General features: G+C 38.9%; 12 protein-coding genes. 10 read left to right on the forward strand and 2 right to left on the reverse strand.

Going from position 1 to position 14,094, the window contains the following annotated elements:
* Positions 1 to 2 precede the first annotated feature (2 nt).
* Both OQ267_RS06140 and OQ267_RS06145 read left to right on the forward strand, forming a co-directional pair.
* Positions 3 to 455 (forward strand): hypothetical protein, encoded by a 453-nt coding sequence (locus OQ267_RS06140; RefSeq protein ID WP_088299904.1) that lies wholly within the window; start codon positions 3 to 5, stop codon positions 453 to 455.
* A gap of 82 nt (positions 456 to 537) precedes the next feature.
* The gene (locus tag OQ267_RS06145; protein WP_265835245.1) at positions 538 to 1,611 is read left to right on the forward strand and encodes a DUF2891 domain-containing protein; all 1,074 of its coding nucleotides are present in this window, start codon (positions 538 to 540) and stop codon (positions 1,609 to 1,611) included.
* Positions 1,612 to 1,712: 101 nt separating this feature from the next.
* Here the strand turns inward: OQ267_RS06145 and OQ267_RS06150 are convergent, their stop codons facing one another.
* Together OQ267_RS06150 and OQ267_RS06155 are read right to left on the reverse strand one after the other, a co-directional pair.
* Positions 1,713 to 2,300: an autotransporter outer membrane beta-barrel domain-containing protein gene (locus tag OQ267_RS06150; RefSeq protein WP_088299276.1), complete on the reverse strand. Its 588-nt coding sequence runs from the start codon at positions 2,298 to 2,300 to the stop codon at positions 1,713 to 1,715.
* A 225-nt stretch (positions 2,301 to 2,525) separates the two neighbouring features.
* Positions 2,526 to 3,047: an NADPH-dependent FMN reductase gene (locus OQ267_RS06155; protein WP_265835246.1), complete on the reverse strand. Its 522-nt coding sequence runs from the start codon at positions 3,045 to 3,047 to the stop codon at positions 2,526 to 2,528.
* A 183-nt stretch (positions 3,048 to 3,230) separates the two neighbouring features.
* Between OQ267_RS06155 and OQ267_RS06160 the strand changes: the two genes are divergently transcribed.
* The 8 genes from OQ267_RS06160 to OQ267_RS06195 all read left to right on the forward strand — a co-directional run bounded on the left by OQ267_RS06160 (position 3,231) and on the right by OQ267_RS06195 (position 14,081).
* Entirely contained in the window at positions 3,231 to 4,034 is an 804-nt protein-coding gene (locus OQ267_RS06160; RefSeq protein WP_088299278.1) for a ParA family protein, read from the forward strand.
* 7 nt (positions 4,035 to 4,041) lie between these two features.
* The gene (locus tag OQ267_RS06165) at positions 4,042 to 4,950 is read left to right on the forward strand and encodes a ParB/RepB/Spo0J family partition protein (RefSeq protein WP_265819740.1); all 909 of its coding nucleotides are present in this window, start codon (positions 4,042 to 4,044) and stop codon (positions 4,948 to 4,950) included.
* Positions 4,950 to 5,663, forward strand: a complete 714-nt coding sequence (locus OQ267_RS06170; RefSeq protein ID WP_265819739.1) for a DUF5683 domain-containing protein — start codon at positions 4,950 to 4,952, stop codon at positions 5,661 to 5,663. Before OQ267_RS06165 ends, OQ267_RS06170 begins: the two co-directional genes overlap by 1 nt.
* A 69-nt stretch (positions 5,664 to 5,732) precedes the next feature.
* Complete coding sequence (dapB, locus tag OQ267_RS06175; protein WP_265835247.1) at positions 5,733 to 6,467, forward strand: 4-hydroxy-tetrahydrodipicolinate reductase; 735 nt, start codon at positions 5,733 to 5,735, stop codon at positions 6,465 to 6,467.
* Positions 6,468 to 6,626: 159 nt separating this feature from the next.
* Entirely contained in the window at positions 6,627 to 7,820 is a 1,194-nt protein-coding gene (gene lepB, locus OQ267_RS06180) for a signal peptidase I (protein WP_265835248.1), read from the forward strand.
* A 397-nt stretch (positions 7,821 to 8,217) separates the two neighbouring features.
* Positions 8,218 to 9,405, forward strand: a complete 1,188-nt coding sequence (lepB, locus tag OQ267_RS06185) for a signal peptidase I (protein WP_265835249.1) — start codon at positions 8,218 to 8,220, stop codon at positions 9,403 to 9,405.
* Between the two features lie 138 nt (positions 9,406 to 9,543).
* Positions 9,544 to 10,734, forward strand: coding sequence for an ROK family protein (locus OQ267_RS06190; RefSeq protein ID WP_265835250.1), 1,191 nt, complete (start codon positions 9,544 to 9,546; stop codon positions 10,732 to 10,734).
* Between the two features lie 80 nt (positions 10,735 to 10,814).
* Complete coding sequence (locus tag OQ267_RS06195; RefSeq protein ID WP_265835251.1) at positions 10,815 to 14,081, forward strand: SusC/RagA family TonB-linked outer membrane protein; 3,267 nt, start codon at positions 10,815 to 10,817, stop codon at positions 14,079 to 14,081.
* The last annotated feature ends 13 nt before the right edge of the window (positions 14,082 to 14,094 follow it).

The raw sequence follows: 14,094 nt of genomic DNA on the forward strand, positions 1-14,094 counted from the left end.
AGATGTCTTTTTTAAACGATTTATTTATCGGCCTTGATGCTACAAAACGTGAAGATTTACAGGAACGTTTAGATATTGTGGAGCACAAAATTAAATTTATGGAAAAAGTGCCCGTGGCTGTGCTTGATGTAAGTAATATGCCGGGCTATTATTTTTCTGAAGAAATTGCCTTCGCTGGTGGAATGATAGAGGCAGATATCATGAGTGCCGTATTCATTATTTACTATCAGCCTGAAAAAACGCTGACCGATTTAATGCGGGAAGTGCCATCCCTGTTAAGCTCAGATTGGCAGGCGGTGAAAAACAACCGGATTATCTTGCTTAATGATGATGTTAACCGGGAGAGATCTGCTGAAAACGTAGTGTCTTTAATTGAAGATATGGCCGAAATGCTGCATCCTGGCTCATTTATTTTTGGTCACGAAGGCGACAAGTGGATTCGTTTTGGCGCATAACAAAGGGGAAACAGAGGGCTGGTTTTGAAGAAGAATGGCCAATAAGTCTACATCATCTAAATGCATCAAATTCAATTTCATCATGAAAAAACTTACATTAATCGTTATCCTTTTCTTTTCATCCTTGTTAGTCAGTGCACAAGTTGTTCCAACACTAACGGCAGATGTAGCTGATCAACTTTCAAAGATGCCTTTAGGATGTATCAGTCAGGAATTTCCCAATAAAACTTCTCATGTAGCCAATGCAGCTGTAGATGGTCGATTGTTGCCCAGTGAATTACACCCTGCATTTTATGGCTGTTTAGATTGGCACAGTTCTGTGCACGGTCACTGGATGCTGATTCGGTTACTAAAAACCATTCCGGATTTAAAAAATAAGCCAGAAATTGTTGCCCAGCTCAACAAAACCTTTACCCCAGAAAAAATGAGGGCAGAGGCCGAATATTTTACGAAATACCAGGTAGCCAATACCTACGAACGGACTTATGGATGGGCCTGGTTATTAAAACTTGATCAGGAATTGTATACCTGGGATAATCCTGACGCAAAGAAATGGTATGCGGCGTTGCAACCCCTTACGCAGCAAATTTTGAAACTTTGGAAAGCTTATCTGCCTAAACAAACTTATCCAAACCGGACGGGTGTTCATCCCAATACGGCGTTTGGTTTAGTTTTTGCCTTAGATTGGGCCAGGACTTTAAAGGATGCTGATTTTGAAAAGCAAATTGATGAGAAGGCCAAAGCCTTTTACCTGGATAATACTGCTACACCGGCATACCTCGAGCCGGATGGATCAGATTTCTTTTCGCCGAGCCTGGAGATAGCTGACTTAATGAGGCGGGTATTGCCGAATAAAGAATTTGTGCGTTGGTTAAATAAATTTTACGAAGAGAAAAGTATTAAACGCATCAGTGATCTACCAATCATTAGCGATATCAACGATTATCAGGGGGTTCACCTGGTTGGTTTATCGTTTACCCGGGCATGGTGTATGAAGGGAATCGCTAAAGAATTACCTCAAAACCATAAGCTAAAAAAGCATTTTGAAGTTACAGCCAACCGGTTTTTAGCCAATGCCTTACCACTTGTTTTTGCCGGCAATTATGGTGGCGATCATTGGTTGGCCTCTTTTGCGGTTTATGCATTAGAAAAATAGTTTCTGAAGATTTGCATTAATCTTTTTTTGTTAGAAATTGCGATTGAATCAGTAGAGGATCATGCGCTCGTTTCTAAAACGAGCGCAAGGGATAAATTACACTATTTTCGTCTGAATAAGCCAAAATTATACCTGAAACCGGCAACATAACTGGTATTGCTGTTTCCATTGCTGCCTTTAGCGAAGAACTCAATGTTATCGCCCTTTTTAAGTGGTAATTGATAACCTAATCCGTATGCCTGGTAAAAGCCATTTGTGGCAGATGTACCATTATTATAGCTGGATCCTGCACCTTGATAAGTGTAGTTAGTAGTTGAATAAGCTTCCTGATAACCAAGGTCGGCAGATAGATAAAACCGGCCAATATAATATTTGGCTCCTGCATAGATTGCATTTTGAAGAAATTTCATGTTTTTAAATTGCGATACGCCGTTGCTAACCATATTCGTTGATCCATCGGCATTTTTTTGCGTATAGGCAATATTTACGCCGGCAGTAAGCCCCCAGTTTTTATTCAGCCGGTATTCATAACCAACCTCTGCCCCGTAAACCGCGGCTTTAAGTGTGGCGTTATAGCCTGCAAAAGGTGAAACATGAACCGAATGTCTTACCAGTGAATCCTGTGCTTTGATTTTAGACATGCTGATTACTGTAATCAGCAGCATGAGAAGTATGTTTTTAGTTTTCATACCGCTAAAATATACCCGCTAAAACCATAAATGGATTTATTAACCTCGTTTAACTAAGTTTACAATAATTAACTTAATTTATGTTAAAAACATCGACTAAATGGCCTTTCCATTGCTGTTTTGATTTTCTCTTTGCGCCATCGCCCGTTAAAGAACAAGGCTATTTTTTATTTGACAGGCCAATATCTTAACCCTCCTGGTTTTTTATGCCCGAGGTCATAAATCCTAAAACCTAAGAAACTTATCAATCTGCTCGTGCGTAAACCTAATGGTATCTTCCTGGATCAAATTTCCGGATGAATCCAGTTCCAGTTTAATGTTTGGAATATGAATGCGGAGGGGCATTACATTCAGGTGAATGTAATGGCAAACGCCGGTGAAATGATCAATTCCGCGAATGTTTCCATATTTACCTGAAGAAATGCCAACCAGGCAGGCCTTTTTATCATAAAAGCTGCCAGGGAAATCACAGGCATCAATCAATACCTTCAGCACGCCCGGAAAGCTGCCATTGTATTCAGGAATGATAAAAATAAATTTGGTTGTTTGTGTAATCAGGTCCTGTATTTTTTGAAAAGCGGTTGAGCGCTTGCCAAACATGTCCGTGTTCAATACATCGGCAGGCAAATGTTCAAGACTAAATACATTTACGTTTTCACCTCGCTGATGCAACTGCGCTTGATAATAATTGGCAACTTTTAACGTATTGCTATTGGGCCTGTTGGTGGCGGCTATTATAGTGATCATGGATGAATTGTTAATAAGATGTTCAAAACCCGGAAACCCTTATTGCTAAAATTGCCATATAGTTTGTATCTTAGCTGATTGAGAAAAAGGGCGTAAACAACGCAAAAATAGAACTTTTTGCCGATTAAAAGGCATAAAATAAACAACGCCCAAATAAACGTTAAGTAAATTTCGGATAGATAGATGAGCAAAATTATTGCATTAGCAAATCAAAAAGGTGGTGTTGGTAAAACAACTTCATCTATAAACCTGGCTGCCAGTTTAGCCGTATTAGAATACAAAACTTTATTGGTAGATGCTGATCCTCAGGCAAATTCAACATCAGGTATTGGCTTCGATCCCCGGAATATTAAAGATAGTATATACGAATGCATCATCAATGATATCGACCCGGCTCAGGCTATTCAGAAAACGGAAACGCCAAACCTGGATTTATTGCCCGCGCATATTGATCTGGTGGGTGCCGAAATTGAGATGATTAACCTCAATAACCGTGAATATAAAATGAAGGCGGTTTTAGAGAAGATTAAAGATCAGTATGATTTTATCATTATTGACTGTTCCCCATCTCTGGGTTTAATTACCATTAATGCCTTAACCGCTGCCGATTCAGTAATCATACCGGTTCAATGTGAGTATTTTGCACTCGAAGGTTTAGGGAAATTATTGAATACCATTAAGATTGTACAAAACCGTTTAAATCCTGACCTGGAAATAGAAGGCATTTTACTCACCATGTATGATGTGCGTTTACGTTTATCAAATCAGGTAGTAGAAGAAGTGAGAACGCACTTCCATGAATTGGTTTTTGATACCATCATTCAGCGGAATACGCGTTTAAGTGAAGCGCCGAGTTATGGCGTATCTGTTATCATGCACGATGCAAACTGTAAAGGTGCCATTAATTACCTCAACCTGGCCAGAGAGATTGTGAAGAAAAATGGCCTGTTAAAGGAAGAAGAAAATATTGATACTGCAACTTTATAAATTATAGATGACATCTTTTCAGCGAAAAACAGGTTTAGGAAGAGGATTAAGTGCGCTTTTAGATGATAGCGAATCCGCTCATCCCCCAAAGCAGCAGGTCAATGCGGTAAGCGAAACCGAGCAGATCGGCAATATCAGTCATGTGAGTTTAACGGAAGTGGAAACCAATCCATATCAGCCGCGTACAGAGTTTGATCAGGTTGCTTTAAATGAATTGGCAGACTCGATCAAGATTCAGGGCTTGATTCAGCCCATTACCGTTCGTAAACTTGGTGCCAACAAATACCAGCTAATATCGGGTGAGCGTAGGTTCAGGGCTTCAAAATTAGCCGGTTTAACACAAATTCCGGCTTACGTCCGGAGTGCTAACGACCAGCAAATGCTGGAAATGGCATTGATTGAAAATATCCAGCGGGAAAACTTAAATGCAATTGAGGTGGCCCTGAGTTTTCAGCGGATGATTGATGAGGTTGGCTTAAAACAGGAACAATTGGGTGAGCGTGTAGGGAAAAACCGAACCACGGTAACCAATTACCTTCGCTTACTGAAACTTCCGCCAGCCATTCAGGCTTCTATCCGTGATCAGAAAATTTCGATGGGGCATGCAAGGGCACTAATCAATGTTGATGGGGTGGATAAGCAGTTATTTATTCACCAGGAAATTTTAGAAAAAGGTTTATCTGTTCGTAAGGTGGAAGAATTGGTCAGAAACCTGCAACACGCGCCTTTAAAAGCCGAAGAGAAACAAAAAACAAAGGGTGCTTCCTTTCAGTATCAGAAACTGCAGGATGATTTAGCCTCTAAGTTTGCCACCCGGGTAAAATTAAAAGTAAGTCAGAATGGTAAGGGAGCAATTGAAATTCCTTTCATGAGTGATGATGATTTAAACAGAATCTTAGAATTATTAGACTGGTAATGCGTATCCTCAAGTTTTTAATTCTGGTTTCTTTCTTTACATTTTTTCTTGTAAATCTGGCTGCTGCACAGGTAAGAGATACGGTGTTAAAACAACCTGATACGCTGAAAAGCAGTAAAGATAAGCCGGTAAAGCTTGATTCGCCAAAAGTAATGTCGCGGCGCGATTCTGCAAAAGCCAGATATGTTAATCCAGGAAAAGTGGCAGGGAGAAAGGCCGTGTTCAGATCAATGATTATTCCCGGCTGGGGACAATTGTACAACATGTCATTGCTTAATGATGGATATGGAACGAGAGCGGGTAAAAGCCAGACGCTTCAAAAAATCTATACTTCCGGTAAAATTGTGGCCATTTATGGTGGTTTTACTGCGCTCACCTTATCTTATATCGATAGTAGGAAAAACTACAATCGTTTTTTGAATGAGGCACAATATCGCGCAGCAAATCCTCAGAAAAAATTAGACTTAACTCAATATTCTGATCAGGGTGTATTAGATGGGAAAAGTCTTTATAAGAGAAATTCCCAGATCGTGATTTTCTCTTATGGATTGCTTTACGCGGCAAATATCGTAGATGCCTACGTGGCAGCACGCTTACACTTTTTTAACATTGATGACAACCTGACTTTTCAGGTTCATCCTACAGTAATCAGTAACAATACCATGTATGGTTTTAATGCTGCACCGGCACTAAAACTGTCTTTAACATTTTAATAAATAGGGAACCATCGCGGTAATTGAGATTAAGATGGATTCATCATTTTTAACTATAAAATAATACAGATGAAAATAGCACTTTTAGGTTATGGCAAAATGGGGCAGATTATTGAAAAATTTGCGCTGGAACGTGGTCATGAAATCGTGTTAAAAATATCAATAGAAAATCGTGAAGATTTAAACAGGCAAAATTTAAAAAATGCCGATGTAGCCATTGATTTCAGTACACCTGATTCAGTGTTGGGCAACATTGATGCTTGTTTTGATGCCAATGTGCCGGTAGTAGTGGGTACAACTGGCTGGTACGGGAAATTGCAGGAAGTAAAAAATGATTGTGATATCAGTAACAATACCCTGCTTTATGGTTCCAACTTTAGTATCGGTGTCAATCTTTTTTTTAAACTGAATCAAACTTTAGCAAAGCTGATGAACAATTATCCAGCTTATGAAGTGCAGGTAGAAGAGATTCACCATACGCAAAAGTTAGATGCGCCAAGTGGTACTGCCATCACCATCGCTGAAGGAATCGTTGATCATTTAGAACGTAAATCGGAATGGTTAAATGAAGTGGTAGGAACTGATGTTGAATTGTTTCCAAAGGCAGATCAGCTACTGATCGAATCTCACCGGATTGAAAATATACCAGGTACACATACGGTAATTTATAGCAGTGAAGTGGATGAGATTGAAATTAAACATACCGCACACAGCAGAGCGGGTTTTGCCTTAGGTGCGGTGGTTGCTGCAGAATGGTTAAAAGATAAAAAAGGATTTTTCAGTATTACCGATATATTTGAATAGGAGCTGAATGAATAAAAGACTGGATTGTTATTGATCTGTTTAATCATTCAATTTGTACAATTAATAACCGAGGTGATGAATAGAACAATAAAAACAGTATAATTATAAAATAATGCAGATAATAGTTACCGGATTTACCGTTAACCAACAGATAAAAATATGAACTACAAATTCTGGCAGAAAAAAAATGATGCCACAAAGAAGAAAAAAACCAAAACCCGCGAGTGGGTAGATGCCATTGTTTTTGCAGTAGTGGCTGCCACCATTATTCGTGTTTTCTTTATCGAGGCTTATACCATTCCATCCGGATCAATGGAGCGCTCTTTATTAATCGGCGATTTTCTTTTTGTAAGTAAGGTAAATTATGGTGCCCGTATCCCGATGACGCCAGTGGCTTTTCCATTTGCACATCATACCATGCCACTAACCACATCTACCAAGGCCTACTGGGATGGCGTTCAATGGAAATACCGCCGTTTGCCAGGCTTATCAGATATTAAAAGAAATGATGTAGTGGTTTTTAACTTCCCGGAAGGCGATACCGTTGCTGTTGAAAAACAAGATGCCAGTTATTATGATCTGGTTAGGATGAGTGGACGTGAGCAGGTGAGAAATACCTATACCATTATAGACAGACCTGTTGATAAACGTGAAAATTATATTAAGAGATGTATTGGTATTGCAGGCGATGTGGTGTCTATGTCTGCCGGTGTGGTGAGTGTAAATGGTAAGCCTGAGCCTATTAAAAGTACAGGGATGATGCCATACCGTATTGAGTTTAAAACTATGGATTTTAACTACTCAGCTTTAGATGAGTACAAACTTGATTTGGGAAGCAGTCCGGCGATAGCAGCAAATACTTATGTGGTCAATGCATCACCAGAGATTGTAGAGAAACTTAAAACTTTAGATTTTGTAAAATCAGTGGTGATGAATCCTGATCCTGTTGGTGAAGAAGCTGGTGGTATTTTTCCTCACGATCCGAAAAGACCATGGAACAGGGATAATTTTGGTCCGATTAAAATCCCTGCAAAAGGGTGGACAGTTAAGATTGACAGCAACACAATGCCGCTTTATTACCGTGCCATCAGGACATATGAGGGAAATAAAGTAGAGCAGAAGGGTGGCGTTTGGTATATCAACGATAAAGTGGCCACCAGCTATACCTTTAAAATGAATTACTACTGGATGATGGGGGATAACCGCCATAACTCTGCAGATTCAAGGTATTGGGGCTTTGTGCCTGAAGACCACGTTGTAGGTAAAGCCCTATTTATCTGGATGAGTTTTGATAGCGAAGGTTCATTCTTGCATAAAATAAGGTGGAGCAGGTTATTCAGAGGGATCCACTAATCCCGGGTTAAAAGTTAAGAAGCGTTTTGATGTCAATCAAAGCGCTTTTTTTATGGGCCATAAATGTAAGCAGTCCCTATCTGCCTGTCGGCACTTTTCCCCAGGGAGGGAAAGGGCGTGTAATACGTAACTAGCAATTAGAAGGCCTGGTTCGGTTAACAATGAATGTATTGATTAAAAACGCAGGTCTCCATCTTATCTCTGGCTGACAGTAGCGATGTGAAGGCGTATTTTAATGCAACCTTGGTCTTTTGTTACTTTATGGGCCAGGCCAAAAGTAAAGCCCTTCGGCGGTTAGTTGAGGCAAGCGAACGCACAGGGAAAAATAGCACATCACTACATGCCTGTAACAAAATAACCTTCTCTTCATCTAAAACCCATTGTATCAATCATTATTATGAACTGGAAAATCTGGAAAAAGAAAAATGATCATAAAAAGAAGAAAACCAAAACCCGGGAATGGGTAGATGCGATTGTTTTTGCAGTAGTGGCAGCAACAATTATTCGTGTTTTTTTTATTGAAGCCTATACCATTCCTTCAGGGTCAATGGAAAGATCACTTTTAATAGGTGATTTTCTTTTTGTCAGTAAAGTAAATTATGGTGCCCGAATCCCCATGACCCCTGTAGCATTTCCTTTTGCTCACCATACCATGCCCTTAACCGGTACCAAAGCATATTGGGATGGTATTCAATGGAAATATCACCGTCTACCCGGTTTATCTGAAATCAAAAGAAATGATGTGGTGGTTTTCAATTTACCGGTAGGAGATACGGTGGCTCTTGAAAATCAGGAACCCAGTTATTATAATTTGATTCGTCAGTCTGACTGGAAAACTGTAAACAGCCAATATACCGTCACCAGCAGGCCTGTAGATAAAAGAGAAAATATCATTAAAAGATGTATAGGAATTCCTGGTGATGTAGTTGCGATGAAAAATGGCATAGTAAGCATTAATGGTAAAATAGACCCCTTAAAAAATACAGGTCAGATGCCTTATAAAATTAAATTAACCACAGCCAATGTTAATCTTGAGGTATTCAGCAATTTGGGATTTAAAGTCAGTGAAATGCAACAGCTTGACGGAGAGACCTACATCGCCAATGCCACATCGGAAATGATTCAGAAATTAAAGCCGCTTGATTTTGTAAAATCTGTCGAACTATCTGTAACGCCATCTACTGCTAATGATGGTGATCTTTTCCCGCTGGATCCAAATCGAAAATGGAATGTGGATAATTTTGGCCCGGTCAAAATTCCTGCAAAAGGCTGGACGATAAAAATTGATAGCAATACCATGCCGCTTTATTACAGGGCCATCAGAACTTATGAAGGAAATAAGGTAGAACAAAAAGGTGGTGTTTGGTATATCAATAATCAGCCCGCCACTACTTATACTTTCAAAATGAATTACTATTGGATGATGGGGGATAACCGCCACAACTCTACAGATTCAAGATATTGGGGCTTTGTTCCTGAAGATCATGTAGTTGGAAAAGCATTATTTATCTGGATGAGTTTTGATGCTGATGCTTCTTTTTTTCATAAAATCAGATGGAACAGGTTGTTCAAAAGTATAAATTAAATTAAACGATAACCAAACAAAAAAAGGCTTGGAGTAATTCAGGCCTTTTTTTGTTTGGGAAAATACTTTTAAAAAAAATTAATAAGTCGGATAATGTTTTAAAAATATTTATTAAGTTTGTTGATAAACCAAATAAAAATGTCGGTAATTATTGAGAAAGGTCAGCGGCTTCGGGCTGATATTATCAAGCATCTTTATTATAAAAAGGCTTTATCCTTAACAGACTTAAGTAAACTCACCAAAAAAAGTTTGCCGCTGGTTACTGCTATTGTAAATGGTTTAATAGCAGAAGGTTATATTCTTGAACAAGGACTTGCGCCATCCACGGGAGGCAGACGGGCATCCATCTATTTACTAAATCCCGATCACCAGAAATACATCATAGCGGTGGCAATGGATCAGCTGATTACCAGGCTTACCATATATGATTTATCCAGAAGGGTGATTTTACCGATTGAACACCTTGATCTGAATATGTCTGATTCTTTTCAAGATGTGGACGTACTCGCTGACTTCATTAGCAATAGTATTCAAAAATCCAAAATCAAGCGTAATGATATCATTGGCGTTGGAATTGGTATGCCGGGTTTCGTAAATACACAATTGGGTATCAATTCTTCGTTCCTGTTTGTTGAAAGTGGTGAAACGCTTCAGGAATATCTTTCAAAAAAAATAAATCTTCCCGTATCGATAGACAATGACTCCAGTTTAATTGCCCTGGCTGAGCTCAATTTTGGTGAAGCAATTGATTTACAGGATGTGATGGTGGTAAACATAGGATGGGGTACGGGATTAGGCATGATTGTAAATGGAAAGCTTTATCGTGGAAGTCGGGGTTATGCAGGTGAGTTCAGTCATATTCCCTTATCCGATAGCAATAATCTATGTGCCTGTGGAAAAAGAGGTTGCCTGGAAGTAGACACATCTTTGCTTGTGATGGCTGAGAAAGCAGAACGGGCGCTGGAAGAAGGTGCCGAATCCAGCATGTCCATACTCTTTAAAGATAAAACCAAACATCCCGGAGATCATTTTTTAGATGCTGTAGAAGCGCAGGACCCATTAGCCATTTCTATTCTTTCCAAAGCCGCATTTCAGATTGGAAAAGGGCTTTCCACCTTAATGCACCTGTTAAATCCGGAGTGTGTGGTGCTGAGTGGAAGAGGGGCTAAAGTAGGAAAAATGTTTTTGCCATCTATTCAGCAGGCCATTAATCAGTTTTGCATGCCTCGTATTTCGGAATTTACAACTATAAAATTATCAACACTGACTGATGAGGCTGAACTTTTGGCTGCAGCCAGTTTAATGGTCGAGAACAGTCAATTCGAATAAGTAAACAAACCTAACAAATAAATAGCAAGTAAAGTAGAACGCGTATCCAATCAACTAATAACCCTAAACAACAAAGAATTATGAAAAAAATGTACTTAAGGTGCTTAAGTATACTGTTGTTAACCTTGTTAACAATAACATCTTACGCACAAACAAGCATCTCCGGAACGGTGAGAGATGCTTCTGGTCCTCTTCCTGGGGTCAGTATTTCTATCAAAGGCACATCTAAAGTTACCCAGACAGATGGGAACGGAAAGTTCTCCATCGCTGTAAATGCTAAAGAAGCGCTGGTTTTTACTGCTATTGGATATGCAAAACAAGAAATTGTATATGGCGGTCAAACAACATTAAACGTAACCCTGAAAGAAAGTTCCAATCAATTGGATGAAGTGAATGTGGTAACCACTGCGCTGGGTATCAAGAGACAAGAAAAATCTCTGGGATATGCTGTAAGTACAGTAACGGCGAAACAATTAACGGAAGCAGGTAACACCAATTTTGCATCGGCATTGTATGGTAAAGCTGCGGGTGTAAAAGTGACCACTGCGCCAGGTGGTGCCAGTAGTGCGGTAAATGTTCAGATTCGCGGCATTAACTCTATTAATTACAACCAGCAACCTTTATATGTGGTGGATGGTGTAATGATTAGAAATGATGGACAGAATGGAGCTACAGGTGCAAACAATAATAACTATTCAGATGATCAACGTGTGCGCGGTAACGGTATTTTAGATATCAATCCTGCAGATATTGAGAGCTTGACCGTTTTAAAAGGTGCAAGTGCATCCGCATTGTATGGTTCTGATGCAGCCAGTGGTGTGGTGGTAATCACGACTAAAAAAGGTTCTAAAAACCGCGGTTTAGGAATTGATTTCAACTATCAGGGATCAATAGACCAGGTTGCATTTTTACCAAACTTTCAAAATACCTATGGACCAGGTTACGACAGAGAAACTAACGTAGCAAATGGTGCAACGGAAGAAGGATGGATTGCAGATCTGCTTTCACCGACAGGATTAAGGCCATATTTCAGGGCTTATGCCAACTTCGGGCCTAAAATGGAAGGTCAGCAGGTGAGATGGTGGGATGGATCAATTCGTTCTTATTCACCACAGCCAAATAATTACAAAGATGTTTATCAGGATGGTTATACCTCAAATGCAAACGTTGCTATTTCTAATCAAACAGATGCATTGAATTATCGTTTTTCAGCATCACGCTTAGATTATAAAGGAACGCAACCAGGAAATACAGGATCAAAAAATTCATTCAACTTAAACTCTACAATCAAATTAGCACCAAAATTATCTGCTGACGTAATTGTAAGTTATGTAAATACTAAAACTATTAATAGGCCATATCAATTAGGACAGGTATTAGGTTCGTTTGCAGGATTCTTTAGCCGTGCAGAAGATATGGGGCTGATGAAGGAAAAATACCAAACCAGCAATGGCTATAAATATTCAACATTCGATCAACCAAACCGTCCGGAGCCGTTTGTTTACAATATCAGGGCAACAAACTTATTAGATTTTTATTGGCAACAATTAAAAAACCAGTATAATGAAAATGAAAACAGGTTATTGTCGAGTTTTACCTTAAATTATGATTTTGCCAAAAACTTAAAATTTAGGGGGCGTATTGGTAATGATTATACCAGCTTAAAAGCGGAGAACAGACAGTTCACAGAAATTCCTAGTGCGCTGAATGGCAACACCAGTACCGGTGCTTATACCACAAACCAAGGTCAGTATGCGATATTGTATGGAGATGCATTGGTGACCTATTCAAATAAAATTGGGGAAGATTTCGGCTTGTCATTAAGCGGAGGTTATCAGGGCAGAAAAGAAACCTATAAAGATTTAAAATCAAATACAAGGGATGGTTTGGTAACGGAGAATTTCTTTGCCTTATCAAATTCATTTAATGTGGCTGAAACAACAGAAGCAAGAAAAGAACAATTAAAATATGCTTATTTAGGGATAGCAAACTTTAGCTATAAAGATTTCCTTTTTGTGGAAGCAACCGGCAGAAGAGAATATGTTTCTACTTTGCCGCCACAAAATAATCAGTATTCTTACTTCTCTGTCAACAGTGGATTTGTATTCAGTGATGTAGTAAAACTTCCGTCATTCTGGGATTATGGTAAATTGAGAGCATCATATGGTGTAGTAGGTAATGCGCCTCCAATATACGAAGCGAATATTGCTTATACCCAAAATTCCCTTCAAACCATCAATGGATCAGTACCATCTATTCTGGCACCTAGATCATATGGTAATCTTGACCTATTGCCCGAAAAGAAACATGAAGCTGAATTTGGATTGGAAACCCGTTTCTTAAAAGGAAGATTAGGATTTGATTTTAGTTATTATGATAATAAAATCAAAAACCAGATTTTACCACTTGACATCTCAGCAACTAATGGTGCACAAAGCCAGATTGTAAATGTTGGTGAGATCGGTAACAGAGGATTCGAAGTAGCTTTAAATGCAACGCCAATAACAGGAAAGTTTAGATGGGACACACGATTAAATTTCTCGACCAATAAATCTAAAGTTAACTCTTTAAAAGATGCTAATTCTGAAATCAACTTCTATAGTTCTGATCAGGCCACTGCTAAAATTGTAGCAAGAGCAGGTGAAGATCTTGGAAATATTTACATTCGTCCACGTAAGACTGACGCAAATGGAAACTACCTGATCAATGATGATGGCTTCTATGTAATGGATAATTCAGTATACGTAAAAGCTGGAAATATTATGCCTAAAGCAGTTGGTGGATTTTCAAATACCTTTAGTTATGGTAACTTTTCTTTAGATTTTACAATCGATTATCGCTTCGGTGGTAAAATGATCGCCCCTAACTTAAAGTATATACTTGGTGCAGGTATGCTGGAGAATTCAATGGAGTTTAGAGATGCTGAAAATGGTGGAATTTCTTATACCAGCAACGGCAAAACTTATAATGACGGTGTACTTTTACAAGGTGTAAATCAAACAACTGGCTTGCCAAATACCAAAATCCTTTCAGCAGCTGATTATTACATCACTACTTACAATTGGGGTGAAGGATCGCTAACTGAAGCAGAGATATTCAAAAATAACTATATCAAAATGAGAGAAATTACGCTAGGTTATAAAATACCTTCAACTTTTACCAAAAAGATAGGCATTACCAACATGCGTTTTTCTTTAATCGGACGTAACTTATTCTATATCCACCGCACATTAAAAGATTTGGATCCTGAAGCACCACTAGGTAATAAATGGTGGTCTCAAGGTGTTGACGTAGGTTCTACAGCTGCATCCAGAAACTTTGGTTTCTCTTTAAATGCAAACTTTTAATCAGATAAGAAAA

The sequence above is a fragment of the Pedobacter sp. MR22-3 genome, assembly GCF_026240075.1.
GTDB lineage: Bacteria > Bacteroidota > Bacteroidia > Sphingobacteriales > Sphingobacteriaceae > Pedobacter.

What these genes read in the sequence shown, in the direction of transcription:
- OQ267_RS06140 (WP_088299904.1), top strand. Translation starts at nt 3, where the DNA reads ATGTCTTTTTTAAACGATTTATTTATCGGCCTTGATGCTACAAAACGT.
- OQ267_RS06145 (WP_265835245.1), top strand. Translation starts at nt 538, where the DNA reads ATGAAAAAACTTACATTAATCGTTATCCTTTTCTTTTCATCCTTGTTA.
- OQ267_RS06150 (WP_088299276.1), bottom strand. Translation starts at nt 2,300, where the DNA reads ATGAAAACTAAAAACATACTTCTCATGCTGCTGATTACAGTAATCAGC.
- OQ267_RS06155 (WP_265835246.1), bottom strand. Translation starts at nt 3,047, where the DNA reads ATGATCACTATAATAGCCGCCACCAACAGGCCCAATAGCAATACGTTA.
- OQ267_RS06160 (WP_088299278.1), top strand. Translation starts at nt 3,231, where the DNA reads ATGAGCAAAATTATTGCATTAGCAAATCAAAAAGGTGGTGTTGGTAAA.
- OQ267_RS06165 (WP_265819740.1), top strand. Translation starts at nt 4,042, where the DNA reads ATGACATCTTTTCAGCGAAAAACAGGTTTAGGAAGAGGATTAAGTGCG.
- OQ267_RS06170 (WP_265819739.1), top strand. Translation starts at nt 4,950, where the DNA reads ATGCGTATCCTCAAGTTTTTAATTCTGGTTTCTTTCTTTACATTTTTT.
- dapB (WP_265835247.1), top strand. Translation starts at nt 5,733, where the DNA reads ATGAAAATAGCACTTTTAGGTTATGGCAAAATGGGGCAGATTATTGAA.
- lepB (WP_265835248.1), top strand. Translation starts at nt 6,627, where the DNA reads ATGAACTACAAATTCTGGCAGAAAAAAAATGATGCCACAAAGAAGAAA.
- lepB (WP_265835249.1), top strand. Translation starts at nt 8,218, where the DNA reads ATGAACTGGAAAATCTGGAAAAAGAAAAATGATCATAAAAAGAAGAAA.
- OQ267_RS06190 (WP_265835250.1), top strand. Translation starts at nt 9,544, where the DNA reads ATGTCGGTAATTATTGAGAAAGGTCAGCGGCTTCGGGCTGATATTATC.
- OQ267_RS06195 (WP_265835251.1), top strand. Translation starts at nt 10,815, where the DNA reads ATGAAAAAAATGTACTTAAGGTGCTTAAGTATACTGTTGTTAACCTTG.